Below are 17,310 nucleotides of genomic sequence, written 5' to 3' on the forward strand. Positions count from 1 at the left end.
TCGCAGACAGCGTCGTCAGGCGGCAGCGCGACATCACCCGGATCAACTTCCTTCGACGTCGACTGAACTGGCATGTCTTCGGATCCCATTCACGATACGCCCGTGCCCAATCCTGAAGGATGCGGTTTTGACCTCTGGGCTTTGACCAAACGAAGACTGCGGGGTGACGAGGCGGGGGCGATTTCGCACAGGCGCCGACGTGCGCTGGGCGGGCCGATGTGCGGCTTCCACCGTCAGGCAGTCGCCCATAGCCTATTCGCATAAGGTATATTATGGAATATTTATATGCGTAGCGAGTTCAACGACTTGGCGCCAAATCCTCGAATTTGCGGCAGCCGCGGGCCCTTCAGAACCCCCGTCCAGCCCGAGCTGACGGGCCGTTCGCCATGGCCGAGACTCGCGCTGCGCATGACCTGCTGCGAACGCCGATATTGCTGCTGCGGCCCATCGCTGCAATAAGCGCAGACGACGTCGCTGATGTCGCTGGATTCGTCCGGCGATGCTTGCGGCGGCGCGATGCAACAAGAAGAAGCTTCTCCAGGGAGAAACGAGCATGAGCCTGTCACGACGCGCGCTGTTGAAGGCCTCCGCGGCGACAGCCGTACTGGGTGGAATTGGCACCGTCGCAGTGCCGCATGTGGCGCGCGCGCAGAGCGCCGAGTTCACCTACAAATACGCCAACAACCTGCCCGACTCCCATCCGCTCAACGTCCGCGCCAAGGAGATGGCGGCGGCGATCAAGGCCGAGACCGCCGGCAAGTTCGACCTGCAGATCTTCCCGAACAACCAGCTCGGTTCCGACACGGACATGCTGAGCCAGATCCGCTCCGGCGGCGTCGAGTTCTTCACGCTGTCCGGCCTGATCCTGGCGACCCTGGTGCCGGCCGCGTCGATCAACGGCATCGGCTTCGCGTTCCCGGACTACGACACGGTCTGGAAGGCCATGGACGGCGATCTCGGCGCCTACGTGCGCGGCCAGATCAACAAGGCCGGCCTCGTGGTCATGGACAAGATCTGGGACAACGGCTTCCGTCAGACGACGTCGTCGACCAAGCCGATCAATGGGCCCGACGACCTCAAGGGCTTCAAGATCCGCGTGCCGGTGTCGCCGCTGTGGACCTCGATGTTCAAGGCGTTCGAGGCCGCGCCCGCCTCGATCAATTTCAGCGAGGTCTATTCGGCGCTGCAGACCAAGGTGGTCGAGGGCCAGGAAAACCCGCTGGCGATCATCTCGACCGCCAAGCTCTACGAGGTACAGAAATACTGCTCGCTGACCAACCACATGTGGGACGGCTTCTGGTTCCTGGCGAACCGCCGCGCCTGGGAGGCCGTGCCGGCCGACATGCGCGCGATCGTCGCCAAGCACATCAACGCGGCCGCCGTGAAGGAGCGTGAGGACGTCGCCAAGCTCAATGCCGGCCTGCAAGCAGAGCTCGCGTCGAAGGGCCTGACCTTCAATCAGCCCAACGTCGCGCCGTTCCGCGACAAGCTGCGTACCGCCGGCTTCTATGCCGAGTGGAAGGGCAAGTATGGCGACGAGGCCTGGGCGCTGCTGGAAAAGGCCGTCGGCAAGCTGTCGTAACCTCGAGCGTGATCCGGAAACGTGGGACCGGCTTTCCGAAACGATCATGCTCAAAACAAGAATGACGTAGACGCGTTCGGGTGACGTCATGGCGCATGCCGAGTTCACGGAAATTGCGATCAGCGAGGTGGTCATCGAGATCCCTCGCCGCCGGTCCTGGCTCGATGGCTTGGATGCCTTGCTGGGTCTCCTGGTCGAGATCCCAGCCGCGCTGCTGGTCGTGGCCGAGATCGTCATCCTGTTCGCGGGCGTCGTGGCGCGCTACGTCCTGCACCGGCCGCTGATCTGGTCGGACGAGCTGGCCTCGATCCTGTTCCTGTGGCTCGCGATGCTCGGCGCTGCGGTTGCGTTCCGCCGCGGCGAGCACATGCGGATGACGGCAATGGTGGCGCGCGCCAGCCCCGGCTTGCGCGCCTATCTCGATCTGGTCGCCACTGCCGCGGCGCTGGCGTTCCTTGTCATGATCGCCTGGCCGTCCTGGGAGTACGCTTACGAGGAAAGCTTCATCACGACGCCGGCGCTGCAGATCGAAAACATCTGGCGCGCCGCCGCGCTGCCGGTCGGCATCGGACTGATGGCGCTGTTCGCCCTCATCCGTCTCGCCCGCACGGCCAGCGTCAGGACGATGCTGCTGGCCGTCGTCTCCGTCGCAGCCGTCATCGCGCTGTTCTGGGTGGCACAGCCGCTGCTGAAGCCGCTCGGCAACATCAACCTCGTGATCTTCTTCGTCGGCGTGGTCGGCTTGTGCGTCTTCGCGGGCGTGCCGATCGCGTTCGCCTTCGGGCTCGCGATCTTCGGTTATCTGGCGCTGACGACGCGCACGCCGCTGATGGTGCTGGTCGGGCGCATGGACGAGGGCATGAGCCATCTCATCCTGCTGTCGGTGCCGCTGTTCGTCTTTCTCGGCCTGCTGATCGAAATGACCGGCATGGCCCGCGCCATGGTCGCGTTCCTGGCGAGCCTCTTGGGTCACGTCCGCGGCGGGCTACATTACGTGCTGGTCGGCGCGATGTATCTCGTCTCGGGCATTTCCGGCGCCAAGGCGGCCGACATGGCGGCGGTCGCGCCGGTGCTGTTTCCGGAGATGAAGGCGCGCGGCGCCAAGCCCGGCGATCTCGTCGCCCTGCTCGCCGCCACCGGCGCACAGACCGAGACCATTCCGCCGAGCCTGGTTCTGATCACGATCGGCTCCGTCACTGGCGTGTCGATTGCGGCGCTGTTCACCGGCGGCCTGCTGCCGGGCGTGGTGCTGGCGATCACGCTGTGCGCGCTGGTGTGGTGGCGTTACCGCAACGAGGACATGAGCGGTGTCCGCCGCGCGACCGGAGCCGAGATCGGCAAGGCCTTCATCGTCTCGCTCCCTGCCCTGGCCCTGCCCTTCGTGATCCGCGCTGCCGTCGTCGAGGGCGTCGCGACGGCGACGGAGGTCTCGACCATCGGCATCGTCTATGGCGTGCTGGCGGGCCTGCTGGTCTATCGCCGTTTCGACTGGCGCCGCCTGATGCCGATGCTGATCGAGACGGCGGCGCTGTCCGGCGCCATCCTGCTGATCATCGGGACGGCGACCGGCATGGCCTGGGGCCTGACGCAGTCCGGCTTCTCGCGGGCGCTGGCGGCGGCCATGACCGGGCTGCCGGGCGGCCCGGCGACGTTCATCGCGGTCTCGATCGTCGCCTTCACGATCCTGGGCAGCGTGCTCGAGGGCATTCCGGCGATCGTGCTGTTCGGCCCGCTGCTGTTTCCGATCGCGCGTGCCGTCGGCGTGCACGAGGTGCATTATGCCATGGTGATCATCCTGGCGATGGGAATTGGTCTGTTCGCACCGCCGTTCGGGGTCGGATATTACGCCGCCTGCGCGATCGGCCGGGTCGATCCCGCGAAGGGCATCCGCCCGATCTGGGGCTACCTGCTGGCGCTTCTCATCGGCCTCGTCATCGTTGCGATTTTTCCGTGGATTTCGATCGGGTTCCTGTAGACTCTTCAGATGACGAGGGAGGGTGGTGATGAGCACGAACCAGTATCAGCTCGGTCTGGACAAGACGCCGGCCAACTACGTGCCGCTGACCCCGCTCAGCTTCCTGGCGCGCAGCGCGGCCGTCTATCCCGACCACGTCAGCACGGTCTATGAAGGCCGCAGCTTCACCTGGCGCCAGACCTATGACCGCTGCCGGCGCTTCGCGTCGTACCTCGCGGGCCGCGGCATCGGGGTCGGCGACACCGTGGCGGCGATGCTGCCGAACATCCCCGCGATGAATGAGGCGCATTTTGCCGTGCCGATGGCCGGCGCCGTGCTCAACACGCTCAACATCCGGCTCGATGCGTCCTCGATCGCGTTTCAGCTCGACCACGGCCAGGCCAAGATCATCCTGGTCGATCCGGAATTCTCCGGCGTGATCAGCGAGGCGCTCAAGCTGATGAGCGGCGCAAAGCCGTTCGTGATCGACGTCGACGACGCCTCCTATGCCGGCGGTAGCCGCATCGGCGAGATCGAGTACGAAGCAGCCGTCGCCTCGGGCGATCCCAGCTTCGAGCCGCGCCGTCCCACCGACGAATGGGACGCGATCGCGATGAGCTATACGTCTGGCACGACGGGCAATCCCAAGGGCGTCGTCACCCATCACCGCGGCGCGTACCTCAACGCCGTCAGCAACATCCTCGCCGGCGGGCTCGGCCAGCATCCGGTCTATCTCTGGACCCTGCCGATGTTCCACTGCAACGGCTGGTGCTTCCCCTGGACCATGGCCGCTGCGGCCGGCGTCAATGTCTGCCTGCGCAAGGTCGAGCCGACCAGGATCTTCGAGCTGATCAAGACCCACGGCGTGACGCATATGTGCGGCGCGCCGATCGTCTACAACGTCCTGATCAACGCGCCCGACGCGCCCAAGGGCAAGCGCGACAAGCCGGTGGTGGGGCTGATCGCGGGCGCCGCGCCGCCGGTCGCCGTGCTCGAAGGTGCCGAGAGCATCGGCATCAAGCTGACCCATGTCTACGGCCTGACCGAGGTCTACGGCCCCGCCTCGGTCTGCGCCGAGCAGCCCGGCTGGGACGACCTGCCGGCGCCTGAGCGCGCGCGGCTGAAGCGGCGCCAGGGCGTGCCCTATCCGCTGCAGGAAGCCGTCACCGTGCTCAATCCGGAGACGATGCAGGAGGTGCCGCGCGACGGCGAGACCATCGGCGAGGTGATGTTCCGCGGCAACATCGTCATGAAGGGCTATCTCAAGAACGAGAAGGCGACGCAGGAAGCCTTTGCCGGTGGTTGGTTCCACACCGGCGACCTCGGCGTGCTCGACGAGCACGGCTACGTCATCATCAAGGACCGCTCCAAGGACATCATCATCTCCGGCGGCGAGAACATCTCCTCGGTCGAGGTCGAGGACATCCTCTACAAGCACCCCGCCGTGATGTTCGCGGCCGTCGTCGCCAAGCCCGATCCAAAATGGGGCGAAGTCCCCTGTGCCTTCGTCGAGCTGAAGGACGGCGCGCACGCGACCGAGGCCGAGATCATCGCCTATTGCCGCAGCCACCTGTCCGGCTTCAAGACGCCGAAGGTCGTGGTGTTCGGCACGATCCCGAAGACGTCGACCGGCAAGATCCAAAAATTCCTGCTGCGCAACGAGGTCAAATCGGCGAAGGCGATCTCCGCGTAGAGGCGATCGCAACATCATCGCGTCATTGCGAGCGCAGTGTTCAGCCCGGAGACATAGATTACACCTGTTCGGGGACATAGTTGACAGTTTTGGGGTCGCGCAGATCAATCGCTGCGATCTGATGTGCGGCAAAGAAAATTCCGAACTTTCCGTCGGCACTGAGTGGCCGGATAGCCAGCCGCTCACCTCGGAAGGCTTGCGGGACTTTCCAGAGCCGCCCCTCGAAACTGACGTAGGCCTTCGTGCTCGACACGGAACGGATGCTCTCACCCTCGTCGTATTCGACGATCGGAAGCCGGTCGGGCATCGCACGTTGGCTCGGTTGATAGCGGCTTGCCGGCACGTCGAAGTTCAAGGCCTCGTGCGGCCGGTCGAGATTGTAGACAGAGCGCCATCCGTCGAGTGCTGGACATCGGGAAGATCACGGTAGCGCCTGAAGGCAAACACCTCGGCCTTCAGACTACGGTGGAAGCGTTCGTTCTTGCCGCGGCTCTGAGGATGGTAGGGCCGGCTGTGGATCGTTCGAACGCCGAGCTTCAGAAGCCAGACCGTCAACGCGGTCCAGGGGTCTTCGAGGGTAAATCCCCAGGGGCCACCATTGTCGACGAACATCGCATCCGGCAGTCCATAACGGCGGAACGTCGTCTCCAAATGTCCTTTGACTGTAGAGCCGCGCTCGTTGTCACAAGCCGCCAGGCACAACGAGAAGCGGGAGTGATCGTCCAACGCTGTCAGCGGATGACAGGACACACCGTTCTCCAGCGCACTGTGCCCCTTGAAGTCCATCTGCCACAGCTGATTGGGCGCATCCTTCTCGAACCGCGTGTAGGGCTGTCCGGGCGTGCCTGCAGGCTCGACCACTCGATCGTAGCGGCGCAGGATGGTGTGCACGGTGGATATCGCCGGGACAGCTTGACCATCACGCTCAAGACACCGTGCGAGCTTGCGCGCGCCCCAGGCCGGGTGAGCATCGCGCAATGCGACGATCTGCTGCTCGGTCGCAGCCGCGGTGCGCTCCGGACTTCGATGAGGCCGCCGCGACCGATCCGCCAGCGCCGTGTCCCCAGCGTCATGCCGCTGGATCCATTTGTAGCCCGTCTGAGGGCTGATGCCGAACCGCCGACACAGCTCCCGCCGGTTCGCCCCTTCCTGCTTGGCAAGCATCACAAACTCTCGTCGCTGGTCCATGACAGACACCTCTCGCCACGGCATCGCTCGCCCCTCTGCTTGACGAATCGAGCCGATTTTGAAGTGTCAACCATCTCCCCGAACACCCGTCAGCTATGTCCCCGGGCTGAACACTGCGCTCGCAATGACGAGAATTAGAGCTGCCGTCGAAGCTGCGGAATAACGAATTTGGCGACGAGCGGCGCGAGCGCGAGATGCTTGGCGGGATGATCAAGGTCGCACCAAGCCAGTTCGGCGATCTCACGCGACGTCTTTGGTTCATTCCTCAGCGAAACGCGATAGACCCGCGCGACGACCCGATGGTCGGGTTCGTTGGCAGCATCGGCTTCAAAGGTGCCGAGATGCGTGGCCGGATCGAGCGCCTGAGTGCCCAACTCCTCCTCGATTTCCCGGAACAGGCATTCACGATCGCTTTCGCCCGGTTCGAGCTTTCCGCCAGGAAGCATGAAGACCGCCGTGCCTCGCTTGCGCACGAGCAGCAGACGTCCTTGCGACACGACGGCCGCCGCGGCGACGTTGAAAGTCTTGGACGATTGCGACATGGTGTTGATCAATATTCCACTGAATTTGCGGAGCAGGGATCAGGCGTCCCTGCTCTTCTCCGGATAATATTGCGGCGCCTCGCGGCGGTCATACATGCCGTAATTGCGGGTGACTTCGACAACGCGAATGCTGTCGGCACCCGGTTCGGCGAGTAGTCGTTCGCTCAGCGCGATGCCGGTCGCCTCGTCCGGCAGCTCGACCAAATGCGCGAAGCGGCCCTCGCGATAGACGCTGGAGAAGCTCGCGACCGGCAGGTCCTTCACGCCGCCCAATTGCGGCTCGGCCGTCTCCACGGCCAGCACATAAGTCGGCGCACGCCGTTTTGGATCGTTGTAGGTCCCGCGCCGCTGCGGCTGCCACGCCGCCTGCCCCGGCCTCACCTCGTGGATCAATTCGGCGACGCGCAGCCGATAGTCTGAGAATACCTTGTCGCGGCCGAGGGTCTGGATGTCGTGATGATGGGCATGGACGCGCCAGGCGGTCATGGCGCCCTCGTCCTGCCAGATCTGGTAGGACAGGATCAGATTGTCGCGCGACAGGCTCCGGAAGCGGTCGAGGAACAGGCAGCCGCCGAGCGCATCGAGCTCGGGCCGCAGCGCCGCGGCGAGTTGCAGATACTGGTCGAGGCGGCCCGGCTTGACCTCAACCTCGAAGAACAGCGACAGCATGGCAGCGTCTCCGTGTTTTTGGACGTCGGCTGAACTTCAAACGCGGTGGCCATCGCAGCCGGCCGCGCATGAAGGTCATTGCGAGCGAAGCGAGGCAATCCAGAAGCATTCCGACGACTCTGGATTGCTTCGTCGCCTTCGGCTTTTCTCAATGACGGCCTTGGCCGACGGACGATCGCCCTACCCGACCTCCAGCCGCATCCCGTCATAGGCCGGCACCACGCCCGCCGGCAGGCTCTGGCGCAGCACCTCGTAGTCGAGATCGGCGGTCATGTTGGTGATGACGGCGCGCTTCGGCTTGAAGCGCTCGATCCAGGCCAGAGCGTCGTTGACCGAGAAATGGCTCGGATGCGAGGCAGGGCGCAGGCCGTCGACGATCCAGAGGTCGAGATCCTCCAGCGCGCCCCAGCTCTCCTCGGGGATGTCGTTGAGGTCCGGCGTGTAGGCGGCATCGCCGATGCGATAGCCGAGCGCGGGGATGTTGCCGTGCTGGACCAGGAACGCCGTCAGCTTCAGCTCGCCGCCCTTGCCTTCCACCGCCTGGGTCTCGCCCGCCTCGATCGCGTGCTGGGTCAGGATCGGCGGATAGTCGCTTCCCGGTGGCGAGATGAAGCAATAGGAGAACCGGTGCATGATGTCTTTCGCGGTCGACTGGTTCAGGTAGACCGGAATGCGCCGGCGCTGATGCATCACCACCGAGCGCAGATCGTCGATACCATGGGTCTGGTCGGCGTGCTCGTGCGTGAGAAACACCGCGTCGATGTGATCGACGTTGGTGTCGATCAACTGCTCGCGCAGATCCGGCGACGTGTCGATCACGACCCGCGTGACGCCATGGGCTCCGCGGCGCTCAGCCAGAAGCGAGCAGCGCCTGCGGCGGTTCTTCGGGTTGCTGGGATCGCAGGCGCCCCACCCCAGCGCCGGGCGCGGCACGCCGGCCGATGAGCCGCAGCCGAGGATGGTGAGCGTCGTCGTCATGCAGCCTCCTTTGGCCGCGGCACCTTGGAGAACAGCTTGAAGAAGGTCTCGGTGGTCTGGCGCGAGAATTCCTCGAACGAGACGCCGCGGGTCTCCGCCAGCACCTTCGCGGTCTCGACGACGTAGGCCGGCTCGTTGCGCTTGCCGCGGAACTTGCCGGGCGCGAGATACGGCGCGTCGGTCTCGACCATGATGCGGTCGGCCGGCACCTCGGCGGCCAGCGCGCGAAGTGCGTCCGACTTCTTGAACGTCACGATGCCCGTGAACGAGATGTGCAGTCCGAGGTCGATCGCCTTCATCGCCAGCTCACGCCCGCCGGTGTAGCAATGCAGCACGGCCTGGAAAGGTCCGCGCGCCATCTCCTCCTCGAGGATGCGGCTGCACTGCTCGTCCGCTTCGCGGGTGTGGATCACCAGCGGCAGGCCGGTTTCGCGGGCGGCTGCGATATGCGCGCGGAACCCGCGCTCCTGGGCGTCCTTCGAGCCGTGATCATAGAAGTTGTCGAGTCCGGCCTCGCCGAGCGCAACCACCTTGGGGTGATCGGTCAGCGCGATCAGCTCCTCGGCCGGAATGCCGTCCTCCTCGTCCGCATTGTGCGGATGGGTGCCGACCGAGCAGAACACGTTCTCGAACCGCTCGGCGATGGCGAGCAGCTCGGGCAAGCGCCGCACCCGCGTCGAGATCGTTACCATGCGGCCGACGCCGGCGGCGGCGGCACGCGTGACGATGCCATCCAGATCCTCGGCGAAATCCGGAAAATCCAGATGGCAATGGCTGTCGACCAGCATCACGCCGCCGTCGGCTCGATGTAGCGCGGGAACACCGCCTGCGGTGCCGGCAGCTGCGTGCCAGCCGCAATCCGGACGTCGCCGCCGAGTCGCGCAAAATTCCGTTCGTCCTCGGGAATGCCGAGGCTGTCGAGCAGCTTTGCCGACGCGGCCGGCATCACCGGCTGGGTCAGGATCGCGACCTGACGGATCACCTCGGCGGTGACATAGAGCACCGTATGCTGGCGCTGCGGATCGGTCTTCGCCAGCGCCCACGGCGCCTCGCCCGCGAAATAGCGGTTGGCCTCGGCCACGACCGACCAGACCGCATTGAGCCATTGGTGGATCTGCTGCGTCGCCATGGCCTTGCGCGCCGCGCCGATCATCGCATCGGCCTCCGCCAGGATCGCCTTGTCATTGGCCGAGAACTCGCCGGGCTCCGGCAGCACGCCGCCGAGCTGCTTTGCGATCATCGACAGCGAGCGCTGTGCGAGGTTGCCGAGGTCGTTGGCGAGATCGGCGTTGATGCGCGCGACGATCGCCTCGTGATTGTAGTTGCCGTCCTGGCCGAACGGCACTTCGCGCAGGAAAAAATAGCGCAGCTGGTCGACGCCATACTGGTCGGCAAGATTGAATGGATCGACGACGTTGCCGACCGATTTCGACATCTTCTCGCCCCTGTTGAACAGGAAGCCGTGGGCATAGACCCGCTTCGGCACGGGCACGCCGGCCGACATCAGGAACGCCGGCCAGTACACCGCATGGAAGCGGATGATGTCCTTGCCGATGACGTGCACGTCGGCAGGCCAGTATTTCCAGTTTGCATCGCTCTCGTCGGGAAAGCCGACGCCGGTGATGTAGTTGGTCAGCGCGTCGACCCAGACATACATCACGTGCTCCTCGTCGTGAGGCACACGGACGCCCCAGTCGAAGGTGGTGCGCGAGATCGACAGGTCCTTCAACCCGCCCCTGACGAAGCTGATGATCTCGTTGCGGCGCGCATCCGGCCCAATGAAATCGGGCTGGCTCTCATAGAGCGCGAGCAGCTTCTCCTGATAGGCCGACAGGCGGAAGAAATAGCTCTTCTCCTCGACCCACTCCACCGGCGTGCCCTGCGGTCCGCGGCGGACGTTGTCCTCGCCGACGACGGTCTCATCCTCGGCGTAATAGGCCTCGTCGCGTACCGAGTACCAACCCGCATAGCTGTCGGCATAGATGTCGCCATTCTCGCGCATGCGGTTCCAGATCGCCTGGACGGAGCGATGATGCGCGGGCTCGGTGGTGCGGATGAAGCGGTCGAACGAGACGTTCAGCCGCTCGTCCATCTCGCGGAACCGGCCGGCATTGCGGGTCGCGAGTTCGGACGGCGTCATGCCCTCGTTCTGCGCGGTCTGCACCATCTTCAGACCGTGCTCGTCGGTGCCGGTCAGGAAGTACACGTCCTTGCCGTCGAGCCGCGCAAAGCGCGCGATGGCGTCGGTCGCGATCGCCTCATAGGCGTGGCCGATATGCGGGTTGCCGTTGGGATAGGCGATCGCTGTCGTGACGTAGAAGGTGTTCTTGTCGACGGGAGCTGCCGCGACCTGCGCTACGATCTCGTCGATCTCGACGACCACGGCCTCGACCTTCGGCTTGCGCGGTGCCTTCGGCTTCGCGGCGCGTGGCGGCTTCGGCGCTTCAACGATGGCCGGCGCGACCTTCTTCGGTGCAGCCGGCTGTTTCGGAGCGGCGGGCTTTCTCGCGGCCGAAGGCTTGTTCGTTGCTGCCGCGGGCTTGGCGGCCGTCTTCTTGACCGGCGCTGTGGCGGGCTTTGCCACGGCCTTCTTGGCCGGAGCCTTCACAGCTTTCTTGACCGCTTTCTTGGCGGCGCTCTTCGACGCTTTCTTGGCCGCGCTCGCCGCCGGGGCTTTGCTCTTGGCTTTCGCGGGCGCCGTCTTGGATTTGGCGGTCTTTTTCTTGGCGTCCTTGTCCTTCGCCGCCTTCGCCTTGGCGGCGCTGGCCTTGCCCTTCGCAGGCCCCTTGGCGGCAGCCTTCTTCGCGCCGCTCTTGCTCGCGGGCTTGCCCTTCTTCACGCTTGTCTTGCTGGCCTTCGCCACGGCAGATTCCTCTTTGACGACGTCGGTCGACGGATTGATCCTGATGATCCCGGGATGATGGTCGGCGCGGTTACCGCGTGGCTTCGGCGAGCATCCCGAACACCGAGAAAACCAGCGGTTTTCGCTCCAGATTATAGGATTCGGTGTCGCGCGCGGCGCGGACGATCTTTTCCCATACCTCCGCCAGCCGTGCAAGGCGCGGCAGTTCCGCGTTGGGATCTGCGGCCCGCAGCCGCTCCGCCACCCAGCGCTCGATACTGTCGAGGAAGCTCGCCAGCGCGACGCGGTCGCTGGTGCCGAGCGCATCGCCCAGGGCATGCAGCTCGCCCGGGTCGATCCGAGGCAGGCTCGCGAGCAGCGCCGCGGTCCGGGTCTGCAGCTGCAGCCCGTCGCCGCCCAACAGCATGAGGGTCCGGGCGACGCTGCCCTCGGAGGCCCTGGCGGCCTCGCGCAGCGCCGGATCGGCTCCGTCCATTCCGGTGGCCTCGGCCGCGGCGCTGACGACGTCGTCGGTGGACAACGCCCGCAGCGCCAGCCGGCGGCAGCGCGACTTGATGGTGGCGAGCACCCGCGCCGGTGCGTGGCTGACCAGCAGGAACAGCGACTGCTGCGGCGGCTCCTCGAGGATCTTGAGCAGCGCGTTGGCGGCGTTCGGATTGAGCTCGTCGACGGTGTCGACGATGCACACCCGCCAGCCCTCGACCGCCGCCGTCGATCCGAAGAACGAGATCGTCTCACGGGTCTCGTCCACGGTGATGACGGTGCGCAGCACGCCCTTGTCGTTGGCCGAGCGCTCCAAGGTGAGCAGCCCGCCATGAGCCTCGGAGGCGATCAGGCGCGCGACGTGGTCCTCCGCGTCGACGTACAACGAATCGGCACCGCGCACCGCGTCCGAGGCAGGATCGCGGTGGGCCAGCACGAAGCGCGCCATGCGGTAGGCCAAGGTGGCCTTGCCGATGCCTTGTGGGCCGCCGATCAGCCAGGCATGCGCCATCCGTCCGCTGCGGTAGGCGGACAGCAGCGCCGCCTCGGCGTCGCGATGCCCGAACAAGGCGGTGGTTTCGCGTGGATGGCGGACCGCGATCTCCGGCTCGACCTTGCGTGCGCTCATGACGCCGCCGCCACTTCCGTGAACAGGCGCTCGCGCACGGCGTCCCAAACGAGCTGCGAGACCGTTTCCGCGCTCGCCGTAGCGTCGATCAGCACGCAGCGCCGGGGATCCTCGGCGGCGATCTTGTGAAAGGCGTCGCGCAGTCCCTTGTGGAACTTGATGTCTTCGCCTTCGAACCGGTCCGGGGTTCCGGCGCCGCGCCGCGCCCCGGCACGCTGCAGACCGATCTCGACGGGAACATCGAGGATGAGGGTCAGATCCGGCTTGAGGTCGCCGATCGTGACCCGCTGCATCGCATTGAGCACGTCCGGCGCGACCTTCCCCTGGCTGCCCTGGTAGGCCCGGGTCGAATCGAAGAAGCGATCGCACAGCACCCAGCTGCCCTGGTTCAGCGCCGGCAGAATCACGTTGCGGACATGGTCGTCCCGCGCGGCCGCGAACAGCAGCGTCTCGGCCTCCGGGCCCAGCAGCTTGCCCATGCCCGACAGCACGAGGTGGCGCATGATCTCCGCGCCCGGCGATCCCCCGGGCTCGCGGGTCAGCACCAGGCGCACACCCTCTTTCTGCAGATGGTCCGCCAGCATCTTGATCTGCGTCGATTTTCCGGCGCCCTCGCCACCCTCGAAGGTGACGAATCGGCCGCGGCCAGGACCACGTTTCAAAGCTGCTTCCGCCATGTCTCTAGAGCTTCTCGGCCCCGGCGCGGAACATCCCGATCACGAGCTCGCTGACCCCATCGATCGCACGCCGCATCGTGGATCCCCTGCTCACCGCCTCCGCAGCATAGACAGGGGCCTCCATGGCGATATTGGGGCCGCGCCAGACCCTGACAACCCCGACCTTCTGCCCGGGCTCGATGGGAGCCCTGACCGGGCCGCTGTAGACGATGCGGGCGATCAGCTTGTCGCCGCCGTTCTTCTGAACCATGACCTTGACCGGCACCGGGCTCGACAGCTTGACCGAGCGGCTCTCGCCGCCGAACACCTTGGCATAGCCGATCGGCTGCTCCGCGGCGAACAGGGTGCGGGTCTCGAAATTGCGGAAACCCCATTCCAGCATCTTCTTGGCCTCGGTGGCGCGGTCCTCGGAATCCTCCAGGCCATTGACGACCACGATCAGCCGCGTGCCGTTCTGCACGGCCGAGCCGACCATGCCGTAGCCGCCTTCCTTGGTGAAACCCGTCTTGAGGCCGTCGGCGCCTTCCATCGCGTTCAAGAGCGGGTTGCGGTTCTGCTGACGGATCTTGTTCCAGGTGAACTCCTTATCGCCGAAGATCTTATAGAACTCCGGGAAATCCAGGATGATGTGCCGGGCGAGCATGGCGAGCTCGCGCACCGTCATCTTGTTGCCGGGATCGGGCAGCCCGTTGGAATTGGCGAAGGTCGATCTGGTGAGGCCGAGCTCGCGCGCCCGCTTGGTCATGTAGTCGGCGGCGAAGATCTTCTCGTTGCCGGCCATGCCTTCGGCAAGCGCGATGCAGGCGTCGTTGCCGCTCTGGATGATCGCGCCATGCAGGAGGTCGCTCACCGAGACCTTGCTGTTGAGCGCGGCGAACATCGTCGAGGTGCCGGAGGGCGCCCCGCCCCGGCGCCAGGCATTCTCGCTGATGCGGTATTCGTCGTTGAGCTTGATCGTGCCCTCCTTGACGGCGTTGAACACCACCTCGGCGGTCATCAGCTTCATCATGCTGGAGGGCGCCCGCAGCTCGTCCGCGTTCTTCTCGAACAGCACGCTGCCGCTGTTGGCCTCGATCAGGATCGCGGTCGGCGCATCGCCGTCGAAGCCGCCATCCTCCTTGCGCGCGCCCTGGACGCTCTGGTTGGCGGCGTACAGCGCGCCGCACCAGCCGACGGCAACCGCCACCGTCAAGGCGATGAGCGCACGCGTCGCCCGTCCGGACGTGAAACCGGAGCGGCGCAGCGGTAAGGTCATGAAATTCATCGGCTAAGCTCTGGAGCGCACTGGGATTCTAGCAGTTGCAGGGGACGCAAACAACTCGGCAATCCCGCGGATGCGTCCGCTGTCCCGTGGATTTGCACGGCCCGTCGCGCGGTGCGATAGGTCGAGCGCCGGCAATCAACACGGCCAACTCGAAAATCGAGCGATCGAGGGTGGAAACAGTGTCATCGACGCGGATCATCAAGGCCAACGGAATCGAGCTGTTCGTGCGCGAACAGGGCGAAGGCCCCCTCGTGGTGCTGTGCCACGGCTGGCCCGAACTGTCGTATTCGTGGCGGCACCAGATCCCGGCCCTCGCCGCCGCCGGCTATCGCGTCGTGGCGCCCGACATGCGCGGCTTCGGCCGCTCGCAGGCGCCTGAGGATATCGGCGCCTATACCATCTTCGACACGGTCGGCGACATGGTCGGACTGGTCGGGGCGCTCGGCGAGCGTCGGGCCGTCATCATCGGCCACGACTGGGGCGCGCCGGTGGCCTGGCATGCGGCGCTGTTCCGTCCGGACGTGTTCACGGCCGTCGCGGGCTTGAGCGTCCCTCCCCCGTTTCGCGGTCGCGCCCGGCCGCTCGACACGCTCAGTGCCGGCGGCATCGAGAACTTCTACTGGCAGTATTTTCAAACGCCCGGCGTGGCGGAGACGGAGCTCGAGCGTGACGTGGCGCTGACGATGCGCACGATGCTGGCGCGCGGATTCTCCGATCCGCAGTCGCTGTTCGTCGCACCGGACAAAGGCTTTCTCGGCGACGTCGCCCCCGATCTGCCTTTGCCTGCGTGGCTGAGCGAGGACGATCTCGCCGAGTTCGTCGCGGCTTACGGCGCCTCCGGCTTCCGCGGTGGCCTGAACTGGTACCGCAACATCGATCGCAACTGGGAGCTCACCGCGCCGTGGCAGGACGCGCAGATCCGCCAGCCGTCGCTGTTCATCGCCGGCAGCGCGGACGCCGTCGTGACCGGGCTGATCGGCGCCAAGCGCGTCCAGGACATGGCGCGAGTTCTGCCGGATCTGCGGCGCAAGCTGATCATCGAGGGGGCCGGGCACTGGATCCAGCAGGAACGCTCTGCCGAGGTGAATGCGGCGCTGATCGCGTTCCTGCGCGAGGTGGCTCCTGCTCGCTAGCGCGCGAGCGGCAGCTCCATCATGCGATGCGACGCCATCGCCTCGTCCGCCACATCGCGGAACCCCAGCCGCACGTAGAACCGGATCGCGTCCTCATTCGTCGTCGCGACCGCGAGCGAGAGCACGTCGGCGCCCTGCTCCCGTGCCGCCGTTGCGACCGCCTGCATGATCTCGCGTCCGACACCGGCGTTGCGCGCGCCCGGCAGCAGCGCGAGGTCGACCACGTGCCATCGCGACGCCGCGCGGTCGAGCAGCAGCCGCCCGACCGGCGCGGCATCGCGGAGAATGATCAGCGACTGCGCTGCCGGACATTGCGCCGCGTGGCCCGCGACCTGGGCGCGATACTGCTGCGCCAGCACGAGATCGAGCATCGCCGGCGGCAGACCGGTCGCGGCAAGCTGCGCACCTCTGACGGAGCCAAAGAGGTCGCGCAGGAACGGCTCGTCGGCGGTCTCGGCGGGCCGCAGCCGCAAGTGAACATCCCGCGAGACGATCTCGCTCCCGGTCGTCACTCCGAGCCTGCTCGGCTCAGGAGTTGTTGAACGACGGGAAGATGCCCGCATAGCAGATGCACCAGATCAGTGCCTGGGTCGGCTGCATGTTGTCGTGCGGGATGCTCTGCCCGGACGTCGTGACCGCGTTGGGAGCGAGGTTGACGTTCGCCGGCGGCGCCACGAAGCCGTTGAACGAAGGATCGATCGCCACCATCGTCCCGGGCGTCCCCGGCCCGGGGGCCGCGTTCGGCGCGGACCTGCTGCCGAGCTGCAGGTTATGCGTGTGCGCGGGCATTTCGGCCGAAACCAGCCCGACAGTGCTGCTGCCCATCATCTCGCCGATCACGCGGGGCTGCAGGCCGGGTCCGTTGCCTTGGCCGTTGGTGATCGCGCCGCTCAGATTGGGGAGCTGGAAGTTGGTCGTGCCGTTGCCGCCGAAATAGGTGCCGATCAAGGCGAACAACGGCGTGTATTGCTGAATTGGAAGCAGCTGGCCGAAGCACGGCAACCACGCACTATTGAAGCCGCCGGTTGCAAAAGTGAAGGGAAAGGCCTGGATTTCGCCAACAAAGGGATCAGACACGTCGTCTCTCCTCGAGAATGTGCGATGAAGCCGGTCGAACCGCGACGCCTCAGCCTGGCGAGGGATAGACGCCGTTGATGCAGATGCAGTAGTTGCCCACGACGGTCGGCATGATGTTGTTGTGCGGGACGCTCTGTCCCGCGGCGGCCACGCAGGGCGCCATGACCGAGTAGGTGCCGGCATCGGCGATGGGGGCATCGAGATTCCCGGTGGATGCGGTCGCCAGATGGACCATGGGTCCGGGGGTCGCCGTGTCGGCCGTGACCGTCGACGACAACAGGGCATGGCTGTGCGCGGGCAACTCGGTCGTGATCAGCAGGTGCTCGTCCTCGCCCGCGACCTCGCCAAGCACATACGTCGCGCCACCGGGCGGCGTGCCCTGCCCGAGCGGAACGCGGCCGCGCAGATCGGGCAGGTTGAAGGTCTGGATGCCGTCGCCGCCATAGGTCGTTCCGAGGATCGTATAGAGCGCATCGTAGTTTGAAATGGACAGCGAGCTGCCGTCGCAGGCCAGCCAGCCGTCCGGTATGCGCGGAAAGGCGAACAGCCTGATCTCACCGAGAAACGGGTCTGACATCC

Annotated in this window: 15 protein-coding genes and 1 pseudogene; 4 read left to right on the top strand and 12 right to left on the bottom strand. The window is 65.7% G+C overall.

What is annotated here, in order from left to right; genetic code table 11:
• The first annotated feature begins 553 nt into the window (after positions 1–553).
• From ACQR1E_RS01520 to ACQR1E_RS01530, 3 genes are all read left to right on the top strand, one after another.
• Complete coding sequence (locus ACQR1E_RS01520; protein WP_315711928.1) at positions 554–1,582, top strand: TRAP transporter substrate-binding protein; 1,029 nt, start codon at positions 554–556, stop codon at positions 1,580–1,582.
• Positions 1,583–1,670: 88 nt separating this feature from the next.
• On the top strand, positions 1,671–3,557 hold the full coding sequence (locus tag ACQR1E_RS01525) for a TRAP transporter large permease (protein ID WP_316172036.1): 1,887 nt from the start codon (positions 1,671–1,673) through the stop codon (positions 3,555–3,557).
• A gap of 28 nt (positions 3,558–3,585) precedes the next feature.
• Positions 3,586–5,229, top strand: a complete 1,644-nt coding sequence (locus ACQR1E_RS01530; RefSeq protein ID WP_434896574.1) for an acyl-CoA synthetase — start codon at positions 3,586–3,588, stop codon at positions 5,227–5,229.
• Between the two features lie 58 nt (positions 5,230–5,287).
• Here the strand turns inward: ACQR1E_RS01530 and ACQR1E_RS01535 are convergent.
• The 9 genes and pseudogenes from ACQR1E_RS01535 to ACQR1E_RS01575 all read right to left on the bottom strand — a co-directional run bounded on the left by ACQR1E_RS01535 (position 5,288) and on the right by ACQR1E_RS01575 (position 14,521).
• Positions 5,288–6,441, bottom strand: a pseudogene (locus ACQR1E_RS01535) (IS481 family transposase).
• Positions 6,442–6,551: 110 nt separating this feature from the next.
• Positions 6,552–6,959, bottom strand: coding sequence for an NUDIX hydrolase (locus ACQR1E_RS01540; protein ID WP_315827611.1), 408 nt, complete (start codon positions 6,957–6,959; stop codon positions 6,552–6,554).
• Positions 6,960–6,998: 39 nt separating this feature from the next.
• On the bottom strand, positions 6,999–7,628 hold the full coding sequence (locus tag ACQR1E_RS01545) for an antibiotic biosynthesis monooxygenase family protein (RefSeq protein ID WP_315827612.1): 630 nt from the start codon (positions 7,626–7,628) through the stop codon (positions 6,999–7,001).
• A gap of 180 nt (positions 7,629–7,808) precedes the next feature.
• Positions 7,809–8,606 (bottom strand): MBL fold metallo-hydrolase, encoded by a 798-nt coding sequence (locus ACQR1E_RS01550; protein WP_315827613.1) that lies wholly within the window; start codon positions 8,604–8,606, stop codon positions 7,809–7,811.
• Positions 8,603–9,394, bottom strand: coding sequence for a TatD family hydrolase (locus ACQR1E_RS01555; RefSeq protein ID WP_315827614.1), 792 nt, complete (start codon positions 9,392–9,394; stop codon positions 8,603–8,605). Before ACQR1E_RS01555 ends, ACQR1E_RS01550 begins: the two co-directional genes overlap by 4 nt.
• Positions 9,394–11,469, bottom strand: a complete 2,076-nt coding sequence (gene metG, locus ACQR1E_RS01560; protein ID WP_316187118.1) for a methionine--tRNA ligase — start codon at positions 11,467–11,469, stop codon at positions 9,394–9,396. Before metG ends, ACQR1E_RS01555 begins: the two co-directional genes overlap by 1 nt.
• A gap of 70 nt (positions 11,470–11,539) precedes the next feature.
• Positions 11,540–12,580 (bottom strand): DNA polymerase III subunit delta', encoded by a 1,041-nt coding sequence (locus tag ACQR1E_RS01565; protein ID WP_434896575.1) that lies wholly within the window; start codon positions 12,578–12,580, stop codon positions 11,540–11,542.
• Positions 12,577–13,257, bottom strand: a complete 681-nt coding sequence (gene tmk / locus ACQR1E_RS01570; RefSeq protein ID WP_315827617.1) for a dTMP kinase — start codon at positions 13,255–13,257, stop codon at positions 12,577–12,579. Before tmk ends, ACQR1E_RS01565 begins: the two co-directional genes overlap by 4 nt.
• A 4-nt stretch (positions 13,258–13,261) precedes the next feature.
• Complete coding sequence (locus ACQR1E_RS01575; RefSeq protein WP_316187116.1) at positions 13,262–14,521, bottom strand: D-alanyl-D-alanine carboxypeptidase family protein; 1,260 nt, start codon at positions 14,519–14,521, stop codon at positions 13,262–13,264.
• A gap of 179 nt (positions 14,522–14,700) precedes the next feature.
• On the opposite strand from ACQR1E_RS01575, the gene ACQR1E_RS01580 reads away from it, so the two are divergent.
• Positions 14,701–15,654 carry an alpha/beta fold hydrolase gene (locus ACQR1E_RS01580; protein WP_434896576.1) on the top strand — a complete coding sequence of 318 codons (954 nt, stop codon included), beginning with the start codon at positions 14,701–14,703 and terminating at the stop codon, positions 15,652–15,654.
• Here ACQR1E_RS01580 and ACQR1E_RS01585 read toward each other — a convergent pair.
• Genes ACQR1E_RS01585 through ACQR1E_RS01595 form a run of 3 tightly spaced genes read right to left on the bottom strand, consistent with a single transcriptional unit; the run spans position 15,651 to position 17,308 of the window.
• Positions 15,651–16,127 carry a GNAT family N-acetyltransferase gene (locus ACQR1E_RS01585; protein ID WP_434896577.1) on the bottom strand — a complete coding sequence of 159 codons (477 nt, stop codon included), beginning with the start codon at positions 16,125–16,127 and terminating at the stop codon, positions 15,651–15,653. The genes ACQR1E_RS01580 and ACQR1E_RS01585 overlap by 4 nt on opposite strands.
• A gap of 55 nt (positions 16,128–16,182) precedes the next feature.
• Complete coding sequence (locus ACQR1E_RS01590) at positions 16,183–16,731, bottom strand: phage tail protein (RefSeq protein WP_434896578.1); 549 nt, start codon at positions 16,729–16,731, stop codon at positions 16,183–16,185.
• A gap of 49 nt (positions 16,732–16,780) precedes the next feature.
• Positions 16,781–17,308, bottom strand: a complete 528-nt coding sequence (locus ACQR1E_RS01595; protein ID WP_316167969.1) for a phage tail protein — start codon at positions 17,306–17,308, stop codon at positions 16,781–16,783.
• Positions 17,309–17,310 lie beyond the last annotated feature (2 nt).

It is taken from the genome of Bradyrhizobium sp. HKCCYLRH1030, from assembly GCF_051168395.1.
Classification (GTDB): Bacteria; Pseudomonadota; Alphaproteobacteria; order Rhizobiales; family Xanthobacteraceae; genus Bradyrhizobium.

Bases quoted from the DNA above. Each gene is read 5' to 3' on its own strand.
- ACQR1E_RS01520 (WP_315711928.1), top strand. From the start codon at position 554: ATGAGCCTGTCACGACGCGCGCTGTTGAAGGCCTCCGCGGCGACAGCC.
- ACQR1E_RS01525 (WP_316172036.1), top strand. From the start codon at position 1,671: ATGGCGCATGCCGAGTTCACGGAAATTGCGATCAGCGAGGTGGTCATC.
- ACQR1E_RS01530 (WP_434896574.1), top strand. From the start codon at position 3,586: ATGAGCACGAACCAGTATCAGCTCGGTCTGGACAAGACGCCGGCCAAC.
- ACQR1E_RS01540 (WP_315827611.1), bottom strand. From the start codon at position 6,959: ATGTCGCAATCGTCCAAGACTTTCAACGTCGCCGCGGCGGCCGTCGTG.
- ACQR1E_RS01545 (WP_315827612.1), bottom strand. From the start codon at position 7,628: ATGCTGTCGCTGTTCTTCGAGGTTGAGGTCAAGCCGGGCCGCCTCGAC.
- ACQR1E_RS01550 (WP_315827613.1), bottom strand. From the start codon at position 8,606: ATGACGACGACGCTCACCATCCTCGGCTGCGGCTCATCGGCCGGCGTG.
- ACQR1E_RS01555 (WP_315827614.1), bottom strand. From the start codon at position 9,394: ATGCTGGTCGACAGCCATTGCCATCTGGATTTTCCGGATTTCGCCGAG.
- ACQR1E_RS01565 (WP_434896575.1), bottom strand. From the start codon at position 12,580: ATGAGCGCACGCAAGGTCGAGCCGGAGATCGCGGTCCGCCATCCACGC.
- tmk (WP_315827617.1), bottom strand. From the start codon at position 13,257: ATGGCGGAAGCAGCTTTGAAACGTGGTCCTGGCCGCGGCCGATTCGTC.
- ACQR1E_RS01575 (WP_316187116.1), bottom strand. From the start codon at position 14,521: ATGAATTTCATGACCTTACCGCTGCGCCGCTCCGGTTTCACGTCCGGA.
- ACQR1E_RS01595 (WP_316167969.1), bottom strand. From the start codon at position 17,308: ATGTCAGACCCGTTTCTCGGTGAGATCAGGCTGTTCGCCTTTCCGCGC.